Origin of the sequence: Staphylococcus cohnii subsp. cohnii, assembly GCF_002902365.1 — a bacterium.
In the GTDB taxonomy this organism is placed as follows: domain Bacteria; phylum Bacillota; class Bacilli; order Staphylococcales; family Staphylococcaceae; genus Staphylococcus; species Staphylococcus cohnii.
Genome location: NZ_PPQC01000069.1, coordinates 78,010 through 103,368, shown reverse-complemented (window position 1 = coordinate 103,368; position 25,359 = coordinate 78,010). Strand labels below are relative to the sequence as shown.

Genomic DNA, 25,359 nt, shown 5'->3' with positions numbered 1-25,359 from the left:
TCTTCCTTCATTTTTGACATACAGGACAGAAATGACTATTGCGTGTTGCAATAATTTGTGTCTCAATATCATTTCCGCACACTTTACATGTCTTTTGTTTATATACATTTAAATATTGTTGCATTGTACCAGTACTTCCATCCGCATGACGATAATCTGAAATACTAGTACCACCATATTTTATACCCGCTTCTAGTACTTCTCGAACATAATAAAATAACATTTCTTTTTCTTGATGATTTAAATCCTTAGATATACGTGCTGGGTGAATGCCAGCTCTAAACAATGCTTCACAAGCATAGATGTTACCACAACCTGAAATCACTCTATGGTCTAGTATCATTTGTTTGATTGGTTTATTTTGATATAATTTTTTATCAAACCAAGACATATAATGTGGTAATGCTTCTTTCTCAAAAGGTTCTGGTGCGATTTCTAAAAATGATGGATATCTTTCAAATGAAGCAACATTTCTAATCTCTCCAAATCTGCGAATATCTGAATAAACTAATAGTTTGTCATTATCTAATTTAAAAATAACATGCCAATGTTTACGATAATTAGGAGCACTAATGTCATCTAAATCATCTACAACAAAAAAACCACCAGCCATACCTAAATGACTAATTAGAATTCGTTGTGTTGAATTATTTTGAATATAAAAGACAATATACTTACTACGTCTTTCAATATTATTAATCGTGTAACTCTTAGTAAAATTTTTGAATGTATCTAAAGATAGACCTTTAATAATCGTTTCTTTTTGATTATTTTTCCCTTCTATCACTTTATCAGAGAAAATAATATCCTCAATTTTTTGCCCTTGTACAAAAGGTCTTATTCCTCTTGTAACATGTTCAACTTCAGGTAGTTCAGGCACTATATTCCCCTCTTTCTATTTCATTTCGCGTCATACCATGTTTGTCCATAACTAGATTCAACTTTCAATGGAACATCCAACTTCAATGCATTATCCATTATTTTTTCAATGAATTTTTCAAAATCATTTACTTCTTCTTTTGGTACTTCAAAAATCAACTCATCGTGAACTTGTAATAATAGCTGAGCATGAAAATCTGTATGTTTAACCTCATTAGCAAAATGTACCATCGCAAGTTTGATAATATCTGCTGCGCTACCTTGTATAGGTGTGTTCATCGCTGTTCTTTCAGCAAAACCTCTTAAATTAAAGTTTCTACTAGTGATATCTGGAATATAGCGTCTTCTGTGAAGCAGTGTTTCTACATAGCCTTGTGCTTTACAGTCTTTAACTATGTCTTCCATATATTGTTTGACGCCAGGGAAACTATCTAGATAATCATCTATGAATTTTTTAGCTTGTTTTCTAGTTATACCTAAACTTTGGCTTAAACCATAGTCACTTATACCATATACGATACCAAAGTTCACGGCTTTTGCTTGTCTACGCATTAAACTATCTACATTTTCAGGATCCACATCAAACACTTTTACTGCTGTGGCCGTGTGGATATCTTCATCATTGATGAACGCTTGTTTCAAACTTTCATCTTGCGTTATATGTGCCAATACTCTTAATTCAATTTGTGAATAATCCGCTGAAAATATAACGTTATTTTTATCACTTGATTTAAATGCTTTTCTAATTTTTCTACCTTCTTCTAAACGCACTGGTATATTTTGAAGATTTGGATCAATTGATGATAAACGCCCTGTTTGAGCCAATGTTTGATTAAAACGAGTATGAATACGATTATCTTCAGCAATCACTTTTTGTAACCCTTCAACATACGTTGATTGTAATTTCGCTAATTGTCTATATTCTAAAATATACTCTATGATTGGATGTTCCCCTTGCAACTGTTCTAACACATCAACTGCAGTAGAGTATCCTGTTTTAGTCTTTTTAATCACAGGTAATTTTAATGTTTCAAATAATACGACACCTAATTGTTTTGGTGAGTTAATATTAAACTTTTCACCAGCAGCGTCATAGATGTTATCTATTAAGACATCTAATTTACTTTGAATTTCTGTTTCCATTTGTTGTAATTCACTGATTTCTGTATAAATTCCAGTTTCTTCCATTTCACTTAATATCTGTGCTAATGGTAATTCTAAATCATACAATAAATCGGTTTGATTATATTCATCCAATTGTTGTTGAATTTTTGGTTTAACTTGACTGATAGCATTGATAATAGACCCCACATAAGGATTTAATACGTCATCTGCAGGGACATGTTTTTTCTTGCCTTTTCCATATATCGCTACACTTGATTGGACATAATGTTGACCATAGTTTGCCACCACAGAATTCACGTCATCAATTGTGCGTGAAGGATCAATAATGTAACTTGCTAACATCACATCAAACACAATATGCTTAATACTAATACCAAGTCGATGTGCAACAACATAAGATTTTTTGGCATCATAAACAATCTTTTCAGTTTTATCGTCTTCAAGCCAAGCAATTAATGATTGATTCTGAGTTAATTGTTCTGCATTAACTACAACATAATGTTGACCATCAAACAAACCAAATTTCAAAATATTATCCTTTAAGTAGTTGGCACCATCCAATTCAAAATGGATAGTAGCTGCTTCTAATGAGTTGAAATCAACGTTTGTAAAATTATCTTCTATTTCAATATCCATGTCTTGCACTTCAGTTACATTATTTGAAGCATCCATCTGATCTAAGAGTTGATTGAATTCTAACTTTTTAAATAGTTCAATTTTATCCTCAGTATCTGAATGATCCGGTAATTTTGTATCCTCTAACGATACATCAATCGGGCTATCACAATTGATGGTTGCTAATGTTTTACTCATTAAAGCATCATCTTTACTATTTTCAAGTTTTTCTTTCAGTTTTTTTCCTGATACTTCATCTAGGTGATCGTATACATTTTCAACAGTTGAAAATTGCTTCAATAGTTTAATTGCTGTTTTTTCACCGACACCAGCTACTCCAGGAATATTATCTGAAGTGTCCCCCATTAAACCTTTCATGTCGATAATTTGTTTCGGTGTTAGACCATTATATTTTTCAGCTATAAACGTCGGTGTATAATGGTCGACGTCTGTCACACCTTTTTTAGTATAATAAATGGTTACATCATCGGTTGCTAACTGTGTTAAATCACGATCTCCTGTAATGATTATTGTTTGGAAGTTTTCTTGATTAGCTTGTTTACTTAATGTACCTATTATATCATCTGCTTCATAGTTTTCTAATTCATAACGTTTAATACGATATGCATCCAATAGCTGTCTCACGTATGGAAATTGCTCACTAAGCTCTGGAGGAGTGGATTGTCGTCCACCTTTATATTCACTATATTGCGCGTGTCTAAATGTTGTTTTCCCAGCATCAAAAGCGACTAAAAAATGTGTGGGCTGTTCTTCTTTAATTATCTTTTCCAACAACATTGCAAAACCATAAACGGCGTTCGTATGAATACCAGCTTTATTTTGTAATAATGGTAACGCATAAAAAGCTCTAAAGCTTAAACTGTTTCCATCAATTAAAATTAATTTATTCAATATTTTAACCTCCAACACATATTTACTTTTCATTTTATCATAAATTATAGGACAATCCGTATTCATTCGATGACGTTGCGTCAAATTGAGCTTCTCAACTAATTAGCATTAGATTGGTAGTCACTGATAAAGGCATACTTTTTAATTTTATGTACTTGTACGACTGATGCAAGCGCATGAGTCTCTGCTCAATTAATCCTCTATCTTATTCCTTCTGTGCACCTTTACGCATGTACATGACAACACAAGCATCATCAAATTGATTAAATATATACTTTCATTGAATTTTACAGTCACAAAATAAAACAATCGATTTAACCTTGACCAATTATGGTTAAATCGATTGCAGATATTATTTTATTCAAAAAATGTGACTCTAAAGGTAGAACCTTTTTCCGGTTCACTAAACACATTAATTCTACCTTGATGTGCTTCCATAATATGTTTCGTAATAGATAAACCTAGACCAGTACCTCCAGAATCTCTACTACGTGCTTTATCTACACGATAAAAGCGTTCAAATATGTGTTTTTGATCTTGTTTGCTAATGCCAATACCAAAATCTTGAACTTCAAGCATGCGCTTATTACCTTCTTTGAAAACACGCACGATGACTTGTCCAGATACTTTAGAATAACTTATTGCGTTCGAAAGTAAATTAAGTGCTACTTGCGAAACTTTATCTTTATTCGCTTCTATAATAATATCTGGTGCAATTTCATTAACGATTGTTATATTTTTACTTTCTGCGATATTTTGCATATGTCTCATTGTTGATTCAGCAATTTCAGACAAACTTGTTGGCTCTGTTTCCAATTGTGTTTGTTTTTCAACATGAGATAAATCTAACAAGTCATATACTAATGTTTCAATACGATTAGATTCTTTAGAAATAATTTTTAAAAAGTCATTTAATGTTTGTTCATCATCTTTTGCACCGTCTAACAGTGTTTCGGCAAATCCTTTTATAGATGTGATTGGTGTTTTCAATTCATGAGATACATTAGCCACAAATTCACGTCTTAAATTTTCCAACTTTTTCAAATTCGTAATATCATGTAGCACAACAACCATACCATAAAGATTTTTTTTATTTTTAGATAAAATTGGAATACATGCAGTGTCAAAATATTTTTGATGGACCTGGTCAATCGTCAATTCGATTTGATCATATGTTGGTTTTTCAACTTTAAATGCTGCAGCGATTAACTTCTGTATCTCTGGATCTATAAAATCAATATAACTTTTATGTTCTACAACATTGTCTGGACTAAACACATCGTAATACGATTTATTGGCAATTACAATTTCGCCATATTTATCAATCATTAAAATTGAACTAGGTATATTTTCTATCGTTGTTTTCAAGCGATTAGATTGCAACTTTTGTTTATGATTTAAGCGTTGTAATCTTCTGGCTAACTCATTAGTGGTGACGAATAGTTCCCTTGTTTCTTTTACATTACTTTCTGGAACTCTTACATGATAATAACCTTCAGCTAAAAGATTGGTAGCATATGTCACTTCATTAATGGGTCTAATGTAAGTTCTATTAATACTTCTGACGACAAAGAAAATAATAACCAAAACAAATAATCCAATTAAGCCAACATATTTCCATATACCTATTTGTAATTCTAGGATTTGATTATTAATACCACTGATAATCACATCTTTATCTCTAATCGATGTTTTAAAAGTGTATCTTCGATCATCCCCGAATTTATCGTAAACTATTTTAGATGGATTCGCTTCATTATTAATATCGTCGTTAAATTGGATCCTTTCTTTTGTGGAAAACACTTCATCGTTATCTTTCGTGAGTATAAATGTGAAATTTTCATTTTTTGCAATATCTTTGATTTCATCTGTTTTATCATGATTATATAAACTAACTAAATGTTGTGCTTGATGCTCTAAGTCACCTTGTTGGCTCGAAATGACAGTATTATAAATGACATGTGTAATTATTGCACCTAATGCAACAAAACTAATGATAACGATGGTACATAATAAAAATAAGAGTCTTTGGTTAAACTTTAGCATTAGACTTTAGGTCTTTCCAATTTATAACCTAAACCTCTAACTGTTTTTATCAATTTAGGTTGTTTCGGATTCTCTTCTAATTTATCTCTTAAATGACTTATATGTACATCCACAATTCTTGAATCACCTGCAAATTCATAATTCCAAACAGAATTTAACATATGTTCTCGCGTGATTACTCTGCCTTGTCTTTCAATAAGGTAAAGTAACAGTTCAAACTCTTTAGGCGTGAGCTCTAATAATTCATCTTCGCGATAAACTTCAAAATATTCTGGTCTAATTCTTATAGTACCAATTAAAATATCATCCTCATCATTTTCAACTGGTACTGCTTCATTGATCATTGCAGAGCGTCTTAAAATAGCTTTAACTCTTGCGACAACCTCTCTCGGTGAAAACGGTTTAGTCATATAATCGTCTGCACCAAGCTCTAAACCTAACACACGATCAAATTCATCATCTTTAGCAGTTAACATCAAAATTGGTACTAAATTTTTATCAGATCGAATTGTTTTACAAACTTCGATACCATCTTTCTTAGGAAGCATAACATCTAATACAACCAATTCCGGATTTACAGTATTCACTTTTTCTAAGGCTTCTTCACCATCATAGGCAACATCCACTATGTATCCAGCTTGCTCTAAATTATATTTTAACAAGGTTACAATTGATTGCTCATCATCTACTACAAGTACTTTTTGTGACATAGTATACCTCCAATTTTATGATTACAAATTAATTATAACGTAAATTTTAATAAAAATAACATACTTAAAAGTTTTTTTACATAAACTTAATAAATAGAAAATAATTAGTTATTTGTAAAGAATGAACAAATAATTTGTATCGTCTTCTTAAACAATTCTTCAATGAACCTATCTCCAGCATTTTAAATAAATAATATTGTTTATCTTAATACTAACTTAACATTAACTTTATATTCAAACTAGTAATTGTTTCTTTTCAACCAAATTAAGGCCAATTATTGCTAGTTAGCAACATGCATTCAAGCAAAATTAAAAAGAGCGAGATAGAAATCATTATAAAAATGATTTCATATCCTCGCTCTTAACTAAAATTATGCTTCTTCATTTGAAAAATACTTCGTTATAGTATTTGTTGTTCATTTATTTAATATTTTTGATTAATTCATCTGCGAATTCAGATGTAGATACTTCTTTTGCACCGTCCATTAAACGTGCAAAGTCATAAGTAACAACTTTTGAAGCTATTGTTTTTTCAATAGACTCAGTAATCTTATCAGCAGCTTCTTGCCAACCTAAGTGTTCAAGCATTAATGAAGCACTTAAAATTTCAGAAGATGGGTTTACTTTATTTAAACCGGCATATTTTGGAGCAGTACCGTGCGTTGCTTCAAATATCGCATGGCCAGTTTCATAGTTAATATTTGCTCCTGGTGCAATTCCAATTCCGCCAACTTGTGCTGCTAAGGCATCTGACACATAGTCACCATTAAGATTCATCGTAGCTACAACATCGTGATCTGCAGGACGCGTCAAGATTTGTTGTAAGAAAATGTCTGCAATAGAATCTTTAATAATAATTTTACCGTCTTTTTCAGCTTGTTCTTGAATTTCATTCGCTTTTTCTTTACCGTCTTTTTCAACAATTTCATCATATTGTTGCCAAGTAAATACTTTATCACCAAATTCATTATGTGCTAAATCATAACCCCATTGTTTGAAAGCACCTTCTGTAAATTTCATGATATTACCTTTATGAACTAAAGTTACAGATTTACGATTATTATCTAGAGCATATTGAATTGCTGCGCGCACTAAACGCTCTGTACCTTCTTTAGAAACTGGTTTTACACCAATTCCTGATGTTTCTGGGAATCTGATATTTTTAGCGCCCATTTCATCTTGTAAGAAGTCAATTAATTTTTTAACTTCTGGAGTACCTTCTTTAAATTCAATACCAGCATAGATATCTTCTGTGTTTTCGCGGAAAATAACCATATCAGTATCTTCTGGACGTTTAACTGGTGAAGGAACGCCTTGGAACCAACGTACTGGTCTTAAACAAGTAAACAAATCAAGTTCTTGACGTAGTGCAACGTTTAATGAACGAATACCACCACCGATTGGTGTAGTAAGTGGTCCTTTAATTGCGATTAAATATTCATTAATTGTATCTAAAGTTTCTTGCGGTAACCATTCGCCTGTTTCATCATAAGCTTTTTGACCAGCAAGTACTTCTTTCCATTCAATTTTCTTTTCACCATTATAAGCTTGTTCTACAGCTGCATCGATGACTCTGCTAGCAGCTGACCAAATATCTGGGCCGATACCGTCTCCAATAATATAAGGAATGATAGGATTATTTGGTACAGTTAACCCTTCTGCTGATTTTACTACTTTTTCTCCTGCCATGTAAAAATACCTCCGTCATTTGTATTATTTTTTAGAATGCTAATTCGTAATTATCTTTGTTCAATTGGTTCATATGTTCTATTGGTTCATATGTTCTATTGGTTTCACCAATATATTGCGCTCTTGGACGCATAATTCTATTGTCTCTGTACTGTTCAAGAATATGTGCAATCCAACCTGAAGTTCTGCTAACTGCAAAAATTGGTGTGAATAAATCATGTTCAATATTCATACTGTGATATACAGTTGCACTATAGAAGTCTACATTGGCGATAAGGCCTTTTTCTTCTTTCATTTTATCAGCTATTTTTACAGATATATCAAATAACTGACTTTGACCTGTTTCTGAAGTAATTTTTCTACTCATCTCTTTCAAGAATTTTGCTCTTGGATCACCATTTTTATATACACGGTGACCGAACCCCATTATTTTTTCTTTATTTTTAATTTTATTATCAATGTATTCGTCTACGTCATCAATAGACTTAACTTCTGATAGCATGCTCATCACACGTTCATTTGCCCCACCGTGTAATGGACCTTTTAAAGATCCGACAGCTGCTACAATACCTGAATACATGTCTGATAATGAAGACACTGCACATCTAGCAGTAAAGGTAGAAGCATTCAACTCGTGATCTGCATGTAGTACCAATGCCTTATTAAATGCTTCAACTTCAATATCTGTTGGTAATTCACCACGTAACATATATAAGAAGTTCCCGGCATAATTTAAATCACTATTAGGTTTGACAGGTTCTTTACCTTCTCTAACTCTAGCATACGCTGTAACAAGTGAGGCGATTTTAGCTTGGATACGCACTGCACGTTCCATTGTTTGATCTTCACTTTCATCCTCAGCATGTTCATCAAAATGTGCAACGTAAGACACTGATGTTCTTAACGCTGTCATTGGATGTACATTACTAGTAGCATATTCTTTAAAATGATTATACACTCTAGGATTTAATGTCATATACTTAAAGAGTTTTTCTTTAAATGTTTGTAGTTCTTCTTTATTAGGTAATCTGTAATGCCATAATAAAAAGACAACTTCTTCAAATTCAGCATTTTCGGCTAAATCATCAATTTCATAGCCAGCATATGTAAGTTGACTATCAATGATTGAGCTCACTTTTGTTTCTGCTGCAATTACCCCTTCTAAACCTTTTTGTAACTCTGCCATATATATTCCCCTTTTCTATTTCATAATGAAACGGCTTTCATAAACTATTATAGCCAATATTTACGTTTTTGTGAATATTTCCGTTTAAAGTCCTGATTAATCATTAAGAAACGATAATTTGTTTATATGCCCATAAACACGCCCTAATTAATGAACGTTGTTATATCATCATTCTAATATGTAATTACCCTTTCTTCAATTTATCAAAGTTTTTAATTGGTTATCATGATTAATAACAAATTATTAATATAATATTACACTGGTTTTTTTGAGATACAACTATAAAAAAGTATTGTTTTATTTTAGATTGCGTATCATAATAATAAATAACTTAATAAAGGAGTTAAAACTTATGGCAAAACAACAGCTACAAAGAGAACTCAGCAATAGACATATACAGTTAATTGCAATTGGAGGCGCAATCGGTACAGGACTTTTCTTAGGTGCTGGTCAAACCATAGCATTAACAGGCCCGTCTATTTTACTTACATATATCATTATAGGATTTATGTTATTTATGTTTATGCGTGGCTTAGGAGAAATACTTGTAACAAATACAAATTTTAAATCTTTTGCTGATGTGACAAATCAATATATAGGTTCATTTGCCGGGTTTGTTACCGGATGGACGTATTGGTTATGCTGGATTATTACAGGTATGGCTGAAGTCACAGCAGTTGCAAAATATGTCAGTTTCTGGTTTCCGCATATACCTAATTGGATAAGTGCTCTATTTTGTGTATTAATTTTAATGTCATTAAATTTACTGAGTGCTAAACTTTTCGGTGAACTAGAGTTCTGGTTCTCAATCATTAAAGTCGTTACAATCTTGGCACTTATCGTCGTTGGTGTGGTAATGATTATCATGGCATACGACACACAATTTGGACATACATCATTAACCAATTTATATCAACATGGTATTTTTCCTAAAGGAATTAGTGGATTTTTAATGTCATTCCAAATGGCACTCTTTTCTTTTGTAGGAATTGAATTAATCGGAGTAACGGCTGGTGAAACAAAAGATCCAACTAAAACCATTCCAAAAGCAATTAATAGTGTACCGATAAGAATCTTAATCTTTTATGTCGGTGCATTGACTGTAATAATGTCCATCATTCCTTGGAACAATATTAATCCTGAAGAAAGTCCTTTTGTTAGATTATTTGCTTTAATCGGTATTCCATTTGCAGCAGGAATCATTAACTTTGTAGTATTAACAGCTGCTGCTTCATCTTGTAATAGCGGTATATTTTCAAACAGTCGTATGTTATTTGGACTTTCAAATCAACAGCAAGCACCGCCTATTTTTGAAAAAACAAACAAAAATGGAGTACCTCATATAGCTATCTTAGTATCATGTGCGTTATTATTAATTTCAGCATTATTAAATTACATTATTCCAAATGCAACTTTAGTATTTACATATATTACAACCGTTTCCACAGTGTTGTTTTTAGTCGTTTGGGCACTAATCATAGTTGCTTATATTAATTATCATCGCCAAAATCCAGAAATGCACAAAAATGCTACCTATAAATTATTTGGTGGTAAATATATAGGATATATCATTTTAGCGTTCTTCTTTTTAGTCTTTTGCTTACTTTTTGTAAATGTAGAGACAAGAAGAGCAGTTTATTTAACACCTATTTGGTTTATCATCCTGAGTCTTATGTATCTAAGATATAAAAAAATCGCAAGTTCAGATGTAAAATAACTGCATCATTAATCTTGCATTAGCACTTTACTATTTCAATTAGTTAATAAAAACATCCCAAGACATAAAATAGTCTTGGGCTTTGCTTTATGGGAAGAGGATGATAGACAATCAATATGTGTTGTCTAGAACTAAAATGTTTACGTATTTTAATTTTCGTTGTATATATCATATCAAGGTAGTTAAAATATACATTCAATTTCGAGTTATTTATGCGTTTTGCACTTTCTCCATATGCGCAATCTTTTTATGTAAGAAAGATAAGAAACAGGATTTTAAGTGACAATTATAAAGGAATAGCTATAGTTTCAGAAAAAAATATATTAAGATTAGCTATGAAGAAATCTATCGTCACAGATTTCTTCATAGCTATTTTTTTATAGTTATAGAGAGAAGTAAATTGCACTGGCTATTGGTTTTAATCCGTTAAAAAAATTGTGTATACGCATATAGAATAATTTTCAACATCACTTAGGGATGATATGCGTAGCATCACGATGATGTTTGAATTCATCAAATACATTTTCAAAGATTGTTTCAACGATCTCATTCACATGTCGTGATGTATCATTTGTGGTAATAAAAATTGAAATTTCTATTGGTAGTGTAAGTTGAGCCATGTTGTAATCTTTATACATAAGGCACTTCGTTAATTTAGTTTGAGGGCATTTATTAAATTATATGAAAGTCCTTATTTTTTAAATAACAAAATATAAATTTTACCGATTTTGCATCGTGCTGACGGCCGCGAAATGATATGAGTGAGAGACTACAGGCGCGAGCCATATCCCCAGGCAAGCATGCACTGTCAAAATCGTAATATTTTAAATATAAAGAGGACCAATCCTTAATAAGGATTGGTCCTCTTATTTTATTTATATTGTCATTTATGCTGTTTAATGCATGAATAATGACTAATGTGATTAAAGTACGTTCGCATATCCTTCGAATACTTTACCTTGATTTGCATCTACAGTAATCAAGATGTCATTTTGTATCTCTTTAGTCGCATTTTCAACACCAACAATTGTTGGAATACCTTTTTCTAGACCTATAATTGCACTTGGTGACGTAATACCACTTTCTTCAGCAATTAAGCCACTTGCTTGTTCAATATAAGGAACGAGCGTTTCATCTACAGAAGTTGTTACAATAACTGTTTCACTTAAATCTTTGCCTTCAAGTTCACTCGCATCATTAACTACTAAAGTATTTCCAACTACTGAGTTTCTACCGATACCTTGACCTTTAGCTAACTCATCACCAACTAAATGTAACTTCATCATATTCGTAGTTCCTTTTTCACCAGTAGGTACGCCTGCTGTAATAATGATTAAATCACCATTTTGAACTTTTTCAGTTTCAACCGCTGTAGCAACTGCTGTGTTCAGCATAGCATCTGTTGTTTTACGTCCTTCTTTAACAACAGGATGGATACCCCAAACTAATGCACATTGACGTGCAGTTTCAGCATGAGGTGTAACTGCAATAATATCTGATTTAGGACGATATTTAGAAATTGTTCTAGCTGTTGACCCACTCTCAGTTGCTGCGACTATTGCTTTTACATTTAAATTTAATGCAGTATGCGCTACTGAAACACCAATTGCATTAACTAATGAAGTTTGCACTAATTTAGTACGATCTGATAATAATCGTTTATAATCTTGTGCAGCTTCAGCTGAAATTGCAATATTACGCATTGTTTTAACTGCTTCTTCTGGGTATAATCCAGCAGCAGTTTCGCCTGAAAGCATAACTGCGTCTGTACCGTCATAAATCGCATTCGCAACGTCACTTGCTTCAGCACGTGTTGCACGAGGATTACGTTGCATTGAATCTAACATTTGCGTCGCTGTGATAACAGGTTTACCTAATTTGTTACATTGTCTGATTAAGTCTTTTTGCACCATTGGTACTGATTCAGGTGGTATTTCAACACCCATATCACCACGCGCAACCATTAAACCGTCTGAAACTTCAAGTATTTCCTTAATGTTATCAATACCTTCTTGATTTTCAATTTTAGGAATAATGCTAATGTTTGTATTGTTACCATCTTCAAGTAATCTACGAATATCTAATACATCACTTGGACGACGAACAAAACTTGCAGCGATAAAGTCAATATTTTCACTTATACCGAATTTAATATCTTCAGCATCTTTATCAGTAATGCCAGGTAAACTTACTTTAACACCCGGTAAGTTAACACCTTTTTTATTTTTTAACTCTCCAGTATTTAAAACATCACAAACAACTTCACCTTTAGCTTTGTCTATTTGTTTTACTTGTAATTCAATAAGACCATCATCTAATAAAATATATGAACCTTCTTGAACATCATTTATTAGATTATCGTAAGTTACTGAGAATTTTTCTGGTGTACCTTCAACTTCAGTCATACTTACGATGACTTCCGTACCTTTTTCAAGTTCAATAACACCATCTTTCATGTTGTGAGTACGGATTTCAGGACCTTTAGTATCTAATAGTATAGCGACTGTTTTGCCCAATCTATGAGATACTTCACGAATTCTATCAATTCTAGCTTTATGTTCTGCATGATCACCATGTGAGAAATTCAATCTTGCAACATTCATTCCAGCTTTAATTAATTTCTCTAGCATTTCTTCAGACTCTGATGCAGGTCCTATTGTACAAACAATTTTAGTTTTTCTCATTATTAATGCCTCCCAGTATTTTATATCGATAATTCATTTGCTAAAGCAAAAGTTTCAAAATCAAATTTGTGTTCGTTTGATCTGAATATTTCTTCAAACGATGTATCTGTTAATTCATTGTTGCGAATACCAACACCAATTGCTGTTTTTCCTTCTAGCAATAAGTCTACAGCATGTCCACCTAATCGTGAAGCAAGCACTCTATCTGCGCCACTTGGACTGCCACCACGTTGGATATGGCCAAGTACAGATACGCGCGCATCGACATTAATGTACTTTGTCAATTCTTTTGCGCAATCTTCTCCAGACATACAACCTTCTGCAACCATAACAATGGAATGTTTTTTTCCACGTCTTATCCCATTATCAATTTTCTCAGCAACGTCTTTAATATCCGTTTCTACTTCTGGGACAATAATTGTTTCTGCCCCAACTGAAAGTCCAGCCCATAGAGCTAAGTCTCCACAATCACGACCCATAACTTCAATTATAAAAGTTCTTGCATGACTTGAGGCCGTATCACGAATTTTATCAACACAATCTATAATAGTATTTAAAGCTGTATCAAATCCTATTGTAAAATCGGAACCGTTGATATCATTGTCAATTGTACCTGGTACTCCTATCGTTTGAATTTCTTTACATTCTTCACTTATACGTTGAGCACCTCTATAGCTACCGTCTCCACCGATAACCACTAGTCCCTCAATCCCTCTTTTGCGTAAGTTATCTATTGCTTTTTTCCGAACTTCTGCTTCTTTAAATTCAGGACATCTTGCTGAATACAGAAAAGTTCCGCCACGTTGGATTGTATCACCAACAGAACCGAGCTCTAACTTCTCGATATCATCGTTTAATAATCCTTGATAGCCTTGGTAAACACCATAAACTTCAATATTATTATAAATCGCTTTTCTAACAACAGCTCTAATAGCCGCGTTCATGCCTGGTGAATCTCCACCGCTAGTCAACACTGCAATTTTTTTCATGACGACATACCTTTCTAACATGTATTTCTTATTCTAAAAATACCATAAAATCATAGAAGGTGCCATTAAAATAAGGCATAGTAACTCATGTAAACGTTTTTAATTATAGTAAAAAAACATTTTACAATACGAAAGCGTTTCCTTTTAATTTATCTAACATTGTCAAAACAACTATACTTTATCATACCTTTAACTTCACTTTATTAAACAGGTATCTCAATTTTCCATTTCTACATTGCTTTATTCAATAAAAATAAGAGCACTAATATGAAATCAAGTATTGAAACCTGACTCCAATATAATGCTCTTTGAAAAACTTAGTCAATAAATGACTCATAGCAAGAATGTGTAGTAAAAAATTGTTTTGTTGGTGTAAACATCAAGGCCTTTTTAGTTATTCATTAAATGATCCAATATTTCTAAATTTATCATAACGATTATCTATGATTTGTTGTTCATTAAGTGCATTTAATTCACTCAAATGATTTAAAAATGCTGTTTTAATACTTTGTGCTTGTGTTTCAATATCATGATGAGCACCGCCAAGTGGTTCTTTTAAAACCTCATCAGCAATTTTCAACTCATATAAATCTTCTGCCGTAATCTTCATTGTTTCAGCAGCTATTTGTGCCAAATTACTATCTTTCCATAGTAATGCAGATGCACCTTCTGGTGAAATAACAGAATAAGTGCTGTTTTCAAGCATTAACAAACGATTTGAAATACCAAGACCTAAAGCCCCACCGCTTCCACCTTCACCTATTACAATTGCAATGACTGGCACTTTAAGTGCTGCCATTTCAATGAGATTTTTAGCTATAGACTCACTTTGACCACGTTCTTCTGCTGCTTTTCCTGGATAAGCACCTTTTGTATCAATAAAAGTGAAAATAGGTCGGTTGAATTTTTCAGCCTGTTTCATTAAACGTAATGCTTTTCTATACCCCTCAGGATGCGCCATACCAAAATTACGATAAATATTATCTTTGGTATCTTTACCCCGCTGTTGTCCAACTACTGTTACTGCTTGGCCATTTAAATATCCAATACCACCAATCATAGCTGGATCATCTCGAAAATTACGATCACCATGTAATTCAATAAAGGAATCAAAAATATACGGTATATAATCTAATGATGTAGGTCTTTCTTGTAAGCGCGCTAATTGTACACGGTCCCAAGGCTTTAAATTAGTATATACTTTTTGAGTTTCACGTTCTAAGGACGCCTCAAGCATATCAATTTCTTCCTGTAAGTCCACATCATTTTTTTCTTGTGATTCTTTCAACGATTCAATTTTATTTTTTATTTCAAAAAGCGGCTTTTCAAAGTCAAGCATTCGTCTTCACCTCTTGGTGCATTTTTAGAATATTAGAAAGTGTTACTTTCATTTCTTTTCTATGTACAACCTTATCTAGTTGTCCATGTTCTAATAAAAATTCAGCAGTTTGGAAGTCGTCAGGTAACTTTTCATTAATCGTCTGTTCGATCACACGTCTGCCAGCAAAACCAATGAGTGCTTTGGGTTCACTTAAATTAATATCACCAACTGAAGCAAAACTTGCCGATACGCCACCTGTTGTTGGATTTGTAATATATGAAATGTATAGCAATCCATGATCCATATGTCTTTTTAATGTGACACTTGTTTTACCCATCTGCATTAATGATATGATACCTTCTTGCATTCTAGCACCACCACTAGCAGAAAATAGGATAAATGGTAAACGGTGCTCAGTACAATGTTCAATAATTCTGCAAATCTTTTCACCAACAACTGACCCCATGCTCCCCATTCTAAATCGAGCATCCATCACAGCTACACCAAATTCAATGCCTTCTAAATACGCTGTACCAGTAACAACAGCTTCATTTAAATCTGTTTTTTGTTGATCTTTTTGAATTTTTTCTTCATAACTTGGAAAATCCAATGGATTCGCAGAGGTCATTCCTTTGTCAAATTCTGTGAATGTACCTTCATCAGAAATGGCTTCAATTCTTTTATACGCTGTTAAAGCAATGTGATGATCACAATTGAAACATACGTTTAAATTTTCAGCTAATTCTTTGGTATACATAATCTTTTTACATTTCGGGCATTTCGTCATAATTCCCGCTGGAACATCACTTTGTTTTGAATCAGAAACAGTCACATATTTTTTCTTTTTACTACTTCTATTGAAAAAATCTTTAAACATTTTAAACCTCCACTTAACCATTACTGTCTTTCCAATATTATAAACTCAATATTTTGAGATCAGTATTCATGAATATTATTTATCTAAGTCTGTTAATTTCATTGTTTTATTATAAATTTCTTCTGGATCCATATCTGTTCTTGCTACCCCTGTTTCCATTGCAGCTTTTGCAACTTCTCTAGCAACAGAAGGTGCAACACGTTTATCAAATGGACCTGGAATGCAGTAATCTGGATTTAATTCTTCCGGTTTAATTAAGTCTGCAATTGCTTCTACTGCAGCTTGTTTCATCTCTTCATTAATGTGTGTAGCTTCTACATCTAATGCACCTCTGAATATACCAGGAAATGCAAGTACGTTATTGATTTGATTTGGATAATCAGAACGACCCGTTCCAATTACTTTGGCGCCTGCTTCTTTTGCTACATCAGGGTTGATTTCAGGGTTAGGATTCGCCATTGCAAATATAATTGGATCTTTAGCCATTGACTCAACCATTTCTTTTGTTAATAAATCAGCTACAGAAACACCAATAAATACATCAGCATCTTTAATTACATCATTTAATGAACCTTCTACTCTATCTCTGTTTGTCCATTTAGCTACAAATGATTTTGTATCATTCATTCCGTGGGAACGGCCTTCATAAATTGCACCTTTTGAATCACACATAATCATATCTCTAACACCGTATGAATACAGTAATTGAACAATTGCCATACCTGCTGCGCCAGCTCCGTTAAGTACCACTTTTATATCTGATAATTCTTTATCTATAATGCGTAGCGCATTTATCATACCTGCGACTGTAACAATTGCTGTACCATGTTGATCATCATGAAAAACAGGTATTTTTGTTTCTTTTTTCAAACGCTCTTCTATTTCAAAACAACGTGGTGCAGAAATATCTTCAAGATTAATGCCACCATAGTTAGGTTCTAATAATTTCACTGTATTAACGATTTCATCTGTATCCGTAGTATTTAGTGCAATTGGTACACCATCTATGCCTGAAAAACTTTTAAACAAAACTGCTTTACCTTCCATTACTGGAATACTAGCTTCTGGACCTATGTCACCCAGTCCAAGTACAGCCGTACCATCTGTAACAACTGCGATTGTATTTGCTTTCATGGTATATTCAAATACTTTTCTAGGGTCTTCGTGTATTTCTTTACATGGCTCAGCTACACCAGGTGAATACGCTAAACTCAACTCTTCTTTATTGGTCACTTGTACTTTTGGTGTAACTTCTAATTTACCTTGATTTATTCTATGCATTTCTAGTGCGTCGTCTCTTAATGTCATGTAAACCTACCCCTTACATTCAATAATTTTAATCAGTCATATATATTTTTATTACAATCTAACATAAATTACAAATGTTATCGTTAGCATTAAATAGCAAGCACAAGTTGTATGTTAACTTTTGTAATAAAAACATATATTTCACATGAAGTATAGATGTCATCATTTAATATAAACTGATGGCAAGTTTCAACTTAACCATCAGTTTACTATATCATAGTTTATAGACTTGATAAAGTTAAATTATCCTTATATCCCACGGTGAAAACTTAGATATAAGCACTTCAATTTTCTCTTTTTCACGTGATATAAAACCTATTATTTTAAATTGATTTTGTTTTTCTTGAAAATATTTCACTGGGATATCGTCTGCAGTCTCTTGTGAATTTAACCACTGTTTTATTTCCGATAAACTTTCAATATTTCTAATGATTATTTGTTTCGCATTTGCTAATTTATTGTTCTCAAATGACGCAACATTTTCTATTTGATTAATAATAAGTTGCTTTTTATTATTTCTATTTTCAAATTTACCTTTCACGATAAGCGTATCTGTATTGTTTAAATATACCTCAAATTTTTTATATGCGTCTGGGAACACTACACCATCTAAATTGTTAAGACCGTCATTTAACGTAATAAATGCCATGTTTTGTCCATTTTTAGTACGAATACGTTTTAACTGGTCGATTTGAACAAAGATTGGTTGATTATCTCTGGCATTATTAAGTTTATAAATACCAAGATATTGTTTTTCTTCAAATGCTTTTTCTACAGGATGAGTAGATACATAAAACCCTAAATATTCTTTTTCATAATCACTTAACACTTGATCTGGTAGCTCTTCTTTTTCTTCATATGTTGTTTTAGGTGTCAACACATCAAAAATAAAACCATCTTGTTCAACATCGGAAACGTCATCTAATACTTGGTCAATAGACTGCAATAAAGTCGCTCGATTCTTACCAAATGTATCAAAAGCGCCGACTAATATTAATGCTTCAAGTAATTTCCTACTCTTTATTCTTTTAGGGATACGACGTGTAAAGTCAAAGAAATCTTTATATGCACCATTATTTTTTCTTTCATCGACGATGAGTTTAACACTTTGATAACCTATGCCTTTAATCGCACCTAAAGATAGATAAATACCTTTATTACTTGCTTTATAAAACCAATGACTTTCATTAATATTAGGTGCCAATATATTTAATTGCTGATGTTTCGCTTCATCAATCATTTGTGCCGTCTTTTTTTCGCTACCAATTGAATTGCTCAATATATTGGCATAAAAATAATTAGCATAGTGTACTTTTAAATAACTCATAATATAAGCTATTTTAGAATAGCTCACTGCATGTGCACGTGCAAAGCCATAGTCTGCAAATTTTAAAATCAAATCAAAAATCTGCTTGCTTAATCGTTCATCATATCCGTTACTTAAAGCACCTTCTACAAAATGTTGTCGCTCACTCTCTAATACTGCACGATTTTTTTTACTCATAGCACGTCTTAATATATCCGCTTCACCATAACTAAAATTAGCAAACTTACTCGCGATTTGCATAATTTGTTCTTGATAAATAATTACACCGTAAGTAGTTTTTAATATAGGTTCTAAATCTTTATGCAAATATTGTACTTTTTCAGGGAAGTGTCTTCTTGTAATATAGGTTGGAATTTCTTCCATAGGTCCTGGTCTATACAAAGAAGTTACTGCCACAATATCTTCAAATTGTTCTGGCTGTAACTTTTTCAATACATTTCGTATGCCATCAGATTCTAATTGGAATACACCTGTTGTGTCACCCTGCGAGAGTAACTGAAATACTTTTGGATCATTAAAAGGAATGGCTTCAATATCTATATCAATATTCATATCTCTTTTTACTTGTTTAACGATTTGATGAATAATAGATAAGTTTCGTAAACCTAGAAAATCAATTTTTAAAAGGCCAATACGTTCAGCTTCAGTCATGGTCCACTGTGTCAATAACCCCGTATCTCCTAAAGTTAATGGTGTATATTCATATAAAGGATGATCGTTTATAATGATCCCTGCTGCATGTGTTGACGTATGTCGTGGCAATCCTTCTAATTTTTTACAAATTTCAAACCAGCGTTCATGCCGATGATTTCTATGCACAAATTGTTTAAATTCAGTTTGCTCATATGCCTCATCTAATGTAATACCTAACTTATGAGGGATTAAAGATGAGATCTCATTTAATGTTATTTCATCAAAACCCATAATTCGACCTACATCTCTTGAAACTGCCCTCGCTAATAAATGACCAAACGTCACAATGCCAGCAACGTGGTTATCACCATATTTTTCTTGTACGTATTTAATCACTTTTTCTCTATGCGTATCTTCAAAATCGATATCAATATCTGGCATAGTAACACGTTCAGGATTTAAAAATCGCTCAAATAACAAGTTATATTTAATGGGATCAACCGTCGTAATATCTAATAGATAACTGACTAAGGAGCCAGCAGATGAACCACGACCCGGACCGACTAATACATCATGCGTTTTAGCATAATGGATTAAATCACTAACAATTAAAAAATAATCTTCAAAACCCATGCGTGTGATAATCTCATATTCATGATTAAGCCTGTTATCGTATTTTTGTAATGAAGCATTGGGTAAATTTAGTTGTTTTAAATTTTGTTGGAGAACTTGATAAAGGTAATCTTTAGACGGTTGGTTACTCGGTGTTTTGAATTTAGGTAATAACGATTGATGATATTGTAGTTCGGCATTACAAATGGACGCAACGTAATTTGTATTTTGCCAAATTTGCTCGCTTAAATTAAACGCATCCAAATCGGACTGACTATACATATGTGCATTATAATTATGAACTTCTTTAACCAAATCTAATTTCTCATTATTTTTGATAGCAGCTAAAGCCGTTAAAGTATCCGCATCATCTTCATTTAGATAATTTGTACTTTGCGCCCATACAACAGGAAAATCTAATCTTTGTTGGCTATTGTGATTTACAAATATATCATCTTTATCAGTGAAATTTTGTAATATACTTTGGTGTGCTTCCGTAACATTTTTAAATATGATAACCAAATGATCAATATATTTATTTAGCCACTCTATTGGCGTTTCAGTCTTCTCTTTCATTTTTATCGCAGAAGATAATTTAAATAAATCTTTTAGACCATGATTATTTTTAGCAAGTACTATAGTTTCAACTGATGACAAACCATCTGTAAGATAAATCGTCATTCCAAATATAGGATGGATATTTGCTGTAATACACGCGTCATAAAATTGAGGGTACCCATATAAAACGTTTGTATCTGTAATTGCTAACGATGTATAACCTTCTTTCGCTGCTTTCGCAATGACATCTTTAATTTTAATACTTGAATTCAATAAGTCATACGATGTATGAACGTTTAAATGCGCAACCATCAGCAAATACCTCCTTAATATTACAATTTATTATTTAATGCTTGTGCTAATGCTTCAAATTGGTGCCAATCTGCAACTGAAACACCAGATGCATTCGGATGACCTCCACCACCAAATGTGTTAGCAATATCATTAATGACGATACCTTTAGAACGAATACGACATCTAATCTCGGAACCTTCATCTACCGCAAACACCCATATTTTCAACCCTTGAATATCAGCAATCGCATTGACAAAAAGCGAAGCTTCATTCGCTACAATATCAAATTGTTCAAGTACATCTTTGGTGATTTTCACCTTACAGAAACCTTTTTCATTTAAATCAAAATTCTGTAAAACATAGCCTTGAAAAGGTAATAGTTTTGGATCTTTTTCCCCTAATTTATTCAATTCTTGCTGATGGTTAAATGAATATTTTAATAATTGGCTTGCGACTTCCATAGTATGTGGTGTTGTATTATTGAATAAAAACCGTCCAGTATCGCCTACAATACCTAAATATAATACTCTTGCTACAGAATCATCAATTAGTGATTGATCATTAAAATGACTTATAAAATCAAAAATAATCTCACTCGTTGATGATGCTTGGTCATTCACATAGTTAATATCTCCGTATTGGTCAACTGCTGGATGATGATCTATTTTAACAAGACGTTTGCCAGCATTGAATCTATGGTCACTGATTCTAGGAGAATTAGCAGTATCACATACGATAACCAATGCTTCGTTATATTGGTCATCACTAATATCATCAAAAGTACCGATAAAATCAAGTGACGGTTCTCCTTCTCCTACTGCATAAATATTCTTTTCTGGAAATTTAAGTTTCAAATAATTTTTCATTCCAAGTTGTGATCCATAAGCATCTGGGTCTGGTCTTACATGTCTATGTATAATTACTGTTTGAACCGCTTTTATTTCATCCATAATTTGGTTAAATTCTATCGTCATTTTTATCTTCCTTTTTTAAGTTATATATGCTTTTAATCTATCATTTGACAAATAATCATTGCTTTTGCAACATGTTTACCATCACTTGTCATCGTTACTTCTAATTTAGCAAAATTTCTTCCTACATCTAACATATCATAATGTACATTAATTTCAGATTCAATTTGCACAATCTTAATGTAAATGATATTTAAACTTTCAATCATTACTTCAAGTTTCTTTAACTTCCGCATTTCATAACGCACAGTTTCTTCAATAATAGCTACAAACACCGCTTTACTCAGTGTGCCAAACTGATTTGTAAGTAAAGGCGAAGTTTGTACTTGAATATCATCATTTGCAATTGTAATATGTTTAGCTACTTGATCATTAATAGTTTCGCCTACCTGGGGTTGACGACTTAATAATTGCATTGCTGTCAACACATCTTTTCTTGTAATTACACCAATTAATTTTTTGCTTGGTGAAATCACTGGTAATAATTCGATACCTTCCCAAATCATCATATGTGCACAATTTGCTACTGTAGTTGATAGTTGTACATTAAGCGGAGACTTAGTCATAAAATGTGCTAAAGTATCCTTGTCTTCCATTTTAATAATTTCTTTACTCGTAATGATACCAACTAAACGCCAATGTTCATCGATAACTGGAAATCTGGAGTGACCTGTGCGTTTTGCTTTTTCTTTATAATCGTGCAACGTCATATTGTCAAAAACTACAGTATCTTCATTCACAGATTTCACTATATCTTCGACGACTAATATTTCTTTCCGAATCATTTGATTATACATCGCTCTGTTAATAATATTTGCAACTAAATATGTATCATAATTAGATGATAGTATTGGTAAATCATGTTCATCAGCATATTTGATTATTTCATTGGACGTTCTAAAACCACCTGTAATCAATACTGCATTTCCTCTTTTCAAAGCGGCTAATTGTACGTCTTTTCGATTTCCTACAATCAACAATGTATGCGGACTTAAATACTTTACCACATCATCAATTTCCATTGCGCCAATAGCAAATTTTGTTAATGTCTTGATGAGGCCATTTCTTCCTCCTAATACTTGTCCATCAATTATTTTTACAATTTCTCCAAATGTAAGTTGTTCAATTTGTTCACGTGTTTTCTTTTCTATTCGGACAGTACCAACTCTATCGATTGTTGCTACTAAACCAATTCTACCGGCATCTTTGATCGCACGATAAGCTGTCCCTTCAGAGACATTTAAATCTTTCGCTATTTTTCTAACAGAAATTTTTTGCCCTACTGCTAAAGATTCGATATAAGATAAAATTTGCTCATGCTTTGTCATTGTAATAACCTCATTTTTGGACATTTTCTATGATATTATAACTTTTTATAACTAAAATTGCGATTTAATCACTTGAAAAATATATTTTAACTTTAATTATGACATATATTCACTAAGATATTAATATCTATAAAACTTTTTACTCTGTTAATATGAAAATATATAATTTTTAATTTGATTTGTGATAAACTTTAATTAGAATAGAATTAAGGAGGGATGGAATAATGTTTAAAAATATTTTACTAGGTGTTGATACAACACTTAAAAATGAAAAAGCACTTAAAGAAGTTTCTAAATTAGCTGGCGAAGATACTGTTGTAACAATTCTTAATGCAATCAGTGAGCAAGATGCACAAGCATCGATTAAATCTGGTGTTCATTTAGATAAGCTTGTTGAAAAACGTAGTAAAGGGTTAGAAAGCACTCGAAATACGCTCGATGAATATGGCATCAAATATGATGAAATCATTGTACGTGGTAATGCCAAAGAACAATTGGTAAAAGAAGCAAATAGTGGTAAATATGAAATAGTTGTCCTCAGTAACCGTCGTGCCGAAGAAAAGAAAAAATTCGTACTAGGTAGTGTGAGTCACAAAGTTGCTAAAAGAGCAAGCATCCCTGTGCTAATAGTAAAATAGTACAACGGTTTAATAACTGGGAAAATCATCTCATTGCAACAATTAGTTCAATTCCATAAAAAACAAAGTAAACGCCAATTTCTACTATGATGTTAGTGAAATTGGCGTTTACATTTTATGTGTAAGCTGTTTATATCGCAATCACTTTAAAGTTGAACTGCGTCTCCTGGATTTAATATCTGTACTTCACCTTCTGAAACAGCTGACTTGAAGTCGTCTGGATTTTGTTTGATTAAGTCAAATGTATTGTAGTGAATTGGTATTGTAATTTTAGGTTTAATGAACTGATTAATTGCAAAACTAGCATCATCAATGCCCATTGTGAAATTATCACCAATTGGAATAAAACAAATGTCAACTGGATGACGTTCGGCAATTAATTTCATGTCACCAAATAATCCTGTATCACCAGTATGATAAATCGTCTTGCCTTCTATTTCTAAAATTAGCCCCATCGGCATACCTAAATATACGGGAATACCATTGTCGTCAGTCAAGCTAGAACTATGAAACGCTTGTACAAACTTAACCGTTCCAAAATCAAATTCTGCTTTACCACCAATATTCATAGGTCTAACATTTTCAACGTTTTTAGTAGTCGTTAAATAATCACCTAATTCTGCTGAACCAATAACTGTTGCGTGATTTCGATTTGCTAATTCAATCGTATCACCAAAATGATCTCCATGACCATGTGTCAAAATAATATAATCAACTTCTAAAGTTTCAGCATCTAAATCGGATAAATCGTTGCCCGTAATAAATGGATCAACAATTACTTTTTTGCCATTCGCTTCAAAATAAATCGTTGATTGTCCATGAAAAGATAATTTCATATCGATAATTCCTCCCATAAAACTATTTATTTTATATATACCACAATTATTAATAGTTATAACACGCTTTTAACAAAATACGTGCTTATATATGATAATTCTTT

17 protein-coding genes and 1 pseudogene are annotated in these 25,359 nt (G+C 32.4%); 2 read left to right on the top strand and 16 right to left on the bottom strand.

What is annotated here, in order from left to right:
- Nucleotides 1–7 precede the first annotated feature (7 nt).
- The 6 genes from mutM to CD032_RS12790 all read right to left on the bottom strand — a co-directional run bounded on the left by mutM (nucleotide 8) and on the right by CD032_RS12790 (nucleotide 9,162).
- Entirely contained in the window at nucleotides 8–880 is an 873-nt protein-coding gene (mutM, locus tag CD032_RS12815; RefSeq protein ID WP_103211533.1) for a bifunctional DNA-formamidopyrimidine glycosylase/DNA-(apurinic or apyrimidinic site) lyase, read from the bottom strand.
- Between the two features lie 20 nt (nucleotides 881–900).
- Nucleotides 901–3,531, bottom strand: a complete 2,631-nt coding sequence (polA, locus tag CD032_RS12810) for a DNA polymerase I (protein WP_040030009.1) — start codon at nucleotides 3,529–3,531, stop codon at nucleotides 901–903.
- Nucleotides 3,532–3,888: 357 nt separating this feature from the next.
- On the bottom strand, nucleotides 3,889–5,577 hold the full coding sequence (pnpS, locus tag CD032_RS12805) for a two-component system histidine kinase PnpS (protein ID WP_040030008.1): 1,689 nt from the start codon (nucleotides 5,575–5,577) through the stop codon (nucleotides 3,889–3,891).
- A complete protein-coding gene (locus tag CD032_RS12800; protein WP_103211532.1) occupies nucleotides 5,577–6,287 on the bottom strand; it encodes a response regulator transcription factor in 711 nt (236 codons plus the stop codon). The genes pnpS and CD032_RS12800 overlap by 1 nt, the downstream gene beginning before the upstream one ends.
- Nucleotides 6,288–6,707: 420 nt before the next feature.
- Nucleotides 6,708–7,976: an NADP-dependent isocitrate dehydrogenase gene (icd, locus tag CD032_RS12795; RefSeq protein WP_019468627.1), complete on the bottom strand. Its 1,269-nt coding sequence runs from the start codon at nucleotides 7,974–7,976 to the stop codon at nucleotides 6,708–6,710.
- A 31-nt stretch (nucleotides 7,977–8,007) separates the two neighbouring features.
- Nucleotides 8,008–9,162, bottom strand: coding sequence for a citrate synthase (locus CD032_RS12790; RefSeq protein ID WP_103211531.1), 1,155 nt, complete (start codon nucleotides 9,160–9,162; stop codon nucleotides 8,008–8,010).
- A 352-nt stretch (nucleotides 9,163–9,514) separates the two neighbouring features.
- Here CD032_RS12790 and CD032_RS12785 point away from each other — a divergent pair, with 352 nt between their 5' ends.
- The gene (locus tag CD032_RS12785) at nucleotides 9,515–10,879 is read left to right on the top strand and encodes an amino acid permease (protein ID WP_019468625.1); all 1,365 of its coding nucleotides are present in this window, start codon (nucleotides 9,515–9,517) and stop codon (nucleotides 10,877–10,879) included.
- 435 nt (nucleotides 10,880–11,314) lie between these two features.
- Here CD032_RS12785 and CD032_RS12780 read toward each other — a convergent pair.
- The 9 genes and pseudogenes from CD032_RS12780 to CD032_RS12740 all read right to left on the bottom strand — a co-directional run.
- Nucleotides 11,315–11,517, bottom strand: a pseudogene (locus CD032_RS12780) (transposase); the annotation flags it as partial.
- A gap of 285 nt (nucleotides 11,518–11,802) precedes the next feature.
- Nucleotides 11,803–13,563, bottom strand: a complete 1,761-nt coding sequence (gene pyk, locus CD032_RS12775; RefSeq protein ID WP_019468623.1) for a pyruvate kinase — start codon at nucleotides 13,561–13,563, stop codon at nucleotides 11,803–11,805.
- 20 nt (nucleotides 13,564–13,583) lie between these two features.
- Nucleotides 13,584–14,552: a 6-phosphofructokinase gene (gene pfkA / locus CD032_RS12770; RefSeq protein WP_019468622.1), complete on the bottom strand. Its 969-nt coding sequence runs from the start codon at nucleotides 14,550–14,552 to the stop codon at nucleotides 13,584–13,586.
- A gap of 394 nt (nucleotides 14,553–14,946) precedes the next feature.
- Complete coding sequence (locus CD032_RS12765) at nucleotides 14,947–15,891, bottom strand: acetyl-CoA carboxylase carboxyltransferase subunit alpha (RefSeq protein WP_019468621.1); 945 nt, start codon at nucleotides 15,889–15,891, stop codon at nucleotides 14,947–14,949.
- Entirely contained in the window at nucleotides 15,884–16,750 is an 867-nt protein-coding gene (gene accD, locus CD032_RS12760; protein WP_019468620.1) for an acetyl-CoA carboxylase, carboxyltransferase subunit beta, read from the bottom strand. Before accD ends, CD032_RS12765 begins: the two co-directional genes overlap by 8 nt.
- 75 nt (nucleotides 16,751–16,825) lie before the next feature.
- Nucleotides 16,826–18,058 carry an NADP-dependent malic enzyme gene (ystJ, locus tag CD032_RS12755; RefSeq protein ID WP_019468619.1) on the bottom strand — a complete coding sequence of 411 codons (1,233 nt, stop codon included), beginning with the start codon at nucleotides 18,056–18,058 and terminating at the stop codon, nucleotides 16,826–16,828.
- Nucleotides 18,059–18,296: 238 nt separating this feature from the next.
- Complete coding sequence (locus CD032_RS12750) at nucleotides 18,297–21,500, bottom strand: DNA polymerase III subunit alpha (protein WP_064263257.1); 3,204 nt, start codon at nucleotides 21,498–21,500, stop codon at nucleotides 18,297–18,299.
- 20 nt (nucleotides 21,501–21,520) lie between these two features.
- Complete coding sequence (locus tag CD032_RS12745) at nucleotides 21,521–22,456, bottom strand: DHH family phosphoesterase (RefSeq protein WP_019468617.1); 936 nt, start codon at nucleotides 22,454–22,456, stop codon at nucleotides 21,521–21,523.
- A 32-nt stretch (nucleotides 22,457–22,488) separates the two neighbouring features.
- The gene (locus CD032_RS12740) at nucleotides 22,489–23,781 is read right to left on the bottom strand and encodes a DRTGG domain-containing protein (RefSeq protein WP_040030005.1); all 1,293 of its coding nucleotides are present in this window, start codon (nucleotides 23,779–23,781) and stop codon (nucleotides 22,489–22,491) included.
- A 224-nt stretch (nucleotides 23,782–24,005) separates the two neighbouring features.
- On the opposite strand from CD032_RS12740, the gene CD032_RS12735 reads away from it, so the two are divergent.
- Entirely contained in the window at nucleotides 24,006–24,419 is a 414-nt protein-coding gene (locus CD032_RS12735) for a universal stress protein (RefSeq protein ID WP_019468615.1), read from the top strand.
- 146 nt (nucleotides 24,420–24,565) lie between these two features.
- On the opposite strand, the gene CD032_RS12730 is transcribed toward CD032_RS12735, so the two are convergent.
- Entirely contained in the window at nucleotides 24,566–25,255 is a 690-nt protein-coding gene (locus tag CD032_RS12730; protein WP_040030004.1) for a metal-dependent hydrolase, read from the bottom strand.
- Nucleotides 25,256–25,359 lie beyond the last annotated feature (104 nt).

Excerpts from the sequence above, each read along its gene's own strand:
- pfkA (WP_019468622.1), bottom strand. The coding sequence starts at position 14,552 with ATGAAAAAAATTGCAGTGTTGACTAGCGGTGGAGATTCACCAGGCATG.
- accD (WP_019468620.1), bottom strand. The coding sequence starts at position 16,750 with ATGTTTAAAGATTTTTTCAATAGAAGTAGTAAAAAGAAAAAATATGTG.
- pyk (WP_019468623.1), bottom strand. The coding sequence starts at position 13,563 with ATGAGAAAAACTAAAATTGTTTGTACAATAGGACCTGCATCAGAGTCT.
- CD032_RS12730 (WP_040030004.1), bottom strand. The coding sequence starts at position 25,255 with ATGAAATTATCTTTTCATGGACAATCAACGATTTATTTTGAAGCGAAT.
- ystJ (WP_019468619.1), bottom strand. The coding sequence starts at position 18,058 with ATGACATTAAGAGACGACGCACTAGAAATGCATAGAATAAATCAAGGT.
- CD032_RS12790 (WP_103211531.1), bottom strand. The coding sequence starts at position 9,162 with ATGGCAGAGTTACAAAAAGGTTTAGAAGGGGTAATTGCAGCAGAAACA.
- CD032_RS12800 (WP_103211532.1), bottom strand. The coding sequence starts at position 6,287 with ATGTCACAAAAAGTACTTGTAGTAGATGATGAGCAATCAATTGTAACC.
- CD032_RS12785 (WP_019468625.1), top strand. The coding sequence starts at position 9,515 with ATGGCAAAACAACAGCTACAAAGAGAACTCAGCAATAGACATATACAG.
- CD032_RS12740 (WP_040030005.1), bottom strand. The coding sequence starts at position 23,781 with ATGACAAAGCATGAGCAAATTTTATCTTATATCGAATCTTTAGCAGTA.
- CD032_RS12735 (WP_019468615.1), top strand. The coding sequence starts at position 24,006 with ATGTTTAAAAATATTTTACTAGGTGTTGATACAACACTTAAAAATGAA.
- icd (WP_019468627.1), bottom strand. The coding sequence starts at position 7,976 with ATGGCAGGAGAAAAAGTAGTAAAATCAGCAGAAGGGTTAACTGTACCA.
- CD032_RS12750 (WP_064263257.1), bottom strand. The coding sequence starts at position 21,500 with ATGGTTGCGCATTTAAACGTTCATACATCGTATGACTTATTGAATTCA.
- CD032_RS12765 (WP_019468621.1), bottom strand. The coding sequence starts at position 15,891 with ATGCTTGACTTTGAAAAGCCGCTTTTTGAAATAAAAAATAAAATTGAA.
- CD032_RS12745 (WP_019468617.1), bottom strand. The coding sequence starts at position 22,456 with ATGACGATAGAATTTAACCAAATTATGGATGAAATAAAAGCGGTTCAA.
- pnpS (WP_040030008.1), bottom strand. The coding sequence starts at position 5,577 with ATGCTAAAGTTTAACCAAAGACTCTTATTTTTATTATGTACCATCGTT.